The 2,092-nt window shown below is 36.4% G+C and carries 4 protein-coding genes; 3 read left to right on the top strand and 1 reads right to left on the bottom strand.

The genetic code is table 11. The features are described from left to right. Positions 1 to 415 (bottom strand): VOC family protein (locus tag H5072_RS17770; RefSeq protein ID WP_182694308.1); only part of this gene is annotated, 415 nt, incomplete at its 3' end. 273 nt (positions 416 to 688) lie between these two features. Here H5072_RS17770 and H5072_RS17765 point away from each other — a divergent pair. From H5072_RS17765 to H5072_RS17755, 3 genes are all read left to right on the top strand, one after another. Beyond that, entirely contained in the window at positions 689 to 994 is a 306-nt protein-coding gene (locus tag H5072_RS17765) for a hypothetical protein (protein ID WP_002962854.1), read from the top strand. Continuing rightward, positions 991 to 1,380 carry a hypothetical protein gene (locus H5072_RS17760; protein ID WP_182694307.1) on the top strand — a complete coding sequence of 130 codons (390 nt, stop codon included), beginning with the start codon at positions 991 to 993 and terminating at the stop codon, positions 1,378 to 1,380. Before H5072_RS17765 ends, H5072_RS17760 begins: the two co-directional genes overlap by 4 nt. 170 nt (positions 1,381 to 1,550) lie before the next feature. After that, on the top strand, positions 1,551 to 2,033 hold the full coding sequence (locus tag H5072_RS17755) for a DUF3015 domain-containing protein (protein WP_002962856.1): 483 nt from the start codon (positions 1,551 to 1,553) through the stop codon (positions 2,031 to 2,033). The last annotated feature ends 59 nt before the right edge of the window (positions 2,034 to 2,092 follow it).

Here is a 2,092-nt window from a genome sequence, read left to right as displayed (position 1 = left end):
CTTTTTTAAATAAAACCTCTGGGTTTACCATGGTTTTCATTTCAAGCACATTGCCATTTGGATCTTCAATAAAAAACGTTTCTTGCTCAAACTCATCACCAATAAAACGGCGGTATGGTTTATCTAGGTATTCAATACCCGCATCTTCAATACGTGTTTTTAACCCGTTAAATTCACCTTCAGATAGGTGAATCCCAAAGTGAGGTACTGCCACAGCTCCCATATCAACATCATGGCGAACTGTTGGTAGGCGCTCAACGCTTTGGTGTAAGGTAAGTTCATTGCCCCAAAAATCTATATCTACCCAGCGACCTTCTTCACTATTACCCGTTTTACAGCCTAGTACGTCACAATAAAACGCTTTAGCCACTTTTAAATCGCCAGCCGGAATAGCCAGATGCAAACAGTTAGACATAAATAACCCTTGGTTAACACTTTAATACATTAAATTATCGCCATTATACATAATTTGTGATTTATAGAACATTAACAGCAACGATATTAAGCATATTTAATACCTAAAAGTCTTTTAAAAAACACGCTTTTTAAATGTGTAATTACTTATAACATTTATTTGTTAGAGAGTATTAGAAAGCGTAAAAGGATTAGTTTAAAATGCGCCGCTATGATTAAATTCTTACTTTTAAAATTCATTACTTTCTTTTTAGGCTTTGTAGCTTGCTTTGCTATGCACACTACTTTTGCACTGCCTTTAGTAATTTCTGCCGCGCTAACGGGGCTTATTGGCTCTTTTATTCCTTTTCCTGCGCGTTATAAAAACCATCCTTATGCTGCAATTTATGCTGGTAGTTTTGCCGGTATGTGTTCAACCCATTTAATTACCAGTTACTGGGAAATTGCTATTATTTCGCTTATTGGCTCAAGTTTGTATGTGCTTACTATGAATATGTTTACAGGCTTTGGTGGCAAACTTGGTAGTGTCGCTTTTGCAAGCGTGGCACTTTTTGTATTAGCTAAAGGAATCGTACTATGAGTATTGAATACCCGTTACTTGTACTGCTTGGTGCTTTTTTAACGTTTTACTTAGCTAAACATAGTCGCTTTGATGGTATAAGAGCATCCTCTTCACTTTCTATTATTGCTTACTTAATTTTTAGCGCATTGAATTTAAACCCCGATTTATACGCGATTATATTTTTTGGCGGTACATTTATTGGCATGAGCGCCCCGCATCGTTTTGGTATTTATACCGTAGTAAGCTCATCTGTTTTGTTTTCAATATTATTTGAATTTCTTGTACCAAAACTTGACGGCTACGGTGGTGCACTAGGTATTAGTGCATTTTTATCTGTATGTATTTGCCATACCTGTATTTTGTTAGGTGCCCCAAGAAGTAAAAAGCCGCCACCAGTTCAATAAAAAATTATTGAGCTGGTCTAGTTTCTCCCAGCTTTCGCTTTAATATAGTAGAGAAATTAGAGTGTAAAATATTCATATTTTAAGCTGTTCTTTTTCTCTACAAGTCTGTTAGAATCTTTCGCGAACTTTATTTACCCTAAATAAAGACAATCATATATGGATTTATGAAAATGAAAAAACTAATCGCAGTAGCTGCACTATCTTTACTACCTTTCTCAAATGCAATGGCTGACCAAGATATTGGTTGTGGTCTTGGTTCTATGTTATTTGCAGGTCAGCAAGGTAAAGGCGTTAAAATTTTAGGCGCTACAACAAACGGTACTTCTGGTAACCAAACTTTTGGTATCACTTTTGGTACTTTAGGTTGTGATGGTACTGGTACAGTAACGTCTTCAGAAAAAATTGCTTTATTCATTGACGGTAACATGGAGCAACTTGCTCGTGATATGTCAAAAGGTGAAGGCGAAACTTTAGCTACTCTAGCTGAAGCTTGGGGTGTTGCAGATCAAGATAAAGCAGCATTCAACGCGCTTGCTCAAGCACAGTTTTCTTCAGTATTTACTTCTGAAAACGTAACTTCGCAAACAGTTTTAGAAAACCTAAACACTGTTCTTGCAAGTAACGCACAACTTGCTTCTTATACTCTTTCTTAATCAGCTAAATTAGCCGGTTTTATACGTATAAATAAAGCCGCTGGAGTATTTCTCTAGCG

The sequence above is a fragment of the Pseudoalteromonas sp. SR45-5 genome, assembly GCF_014163565.1.
Classification (GTDB): domain Bacteria; phylum Pseudomonadota; class Gammaproteobacteria; order Enterobacterales; family Alteromonadaceae; genus Pseudoalteromonas; species Pseudoalteromonas distincta.
This window is presented reverse-complemented; position numbering and strand designations above follow the sequence as displayed.

Bases quoted from the DNA above. Each gene is read 5' to 3' on its own strand.
- H5072_RS17765 (WP_002962854.1), top strand. From the start codon at position 689: ATGCACACTACTTTTGCACTGCCTTTAGTAATTTCTGCCGCGCTAACG.
- H5072_RS17760 (WP_182694307.1), top strand. From the start codon at position 991: ATGAGTATTGAATACCCGTTACTTGTACTGCTTGGTGCTTTTTTAACG.
- H5072_RS17755 (WP_002962856.1), top strand. From the start codon at position 1,551: ATGAAAAAACTAATCGCAGTAGCTGCACTATCTTTACTACCTTTCTCA.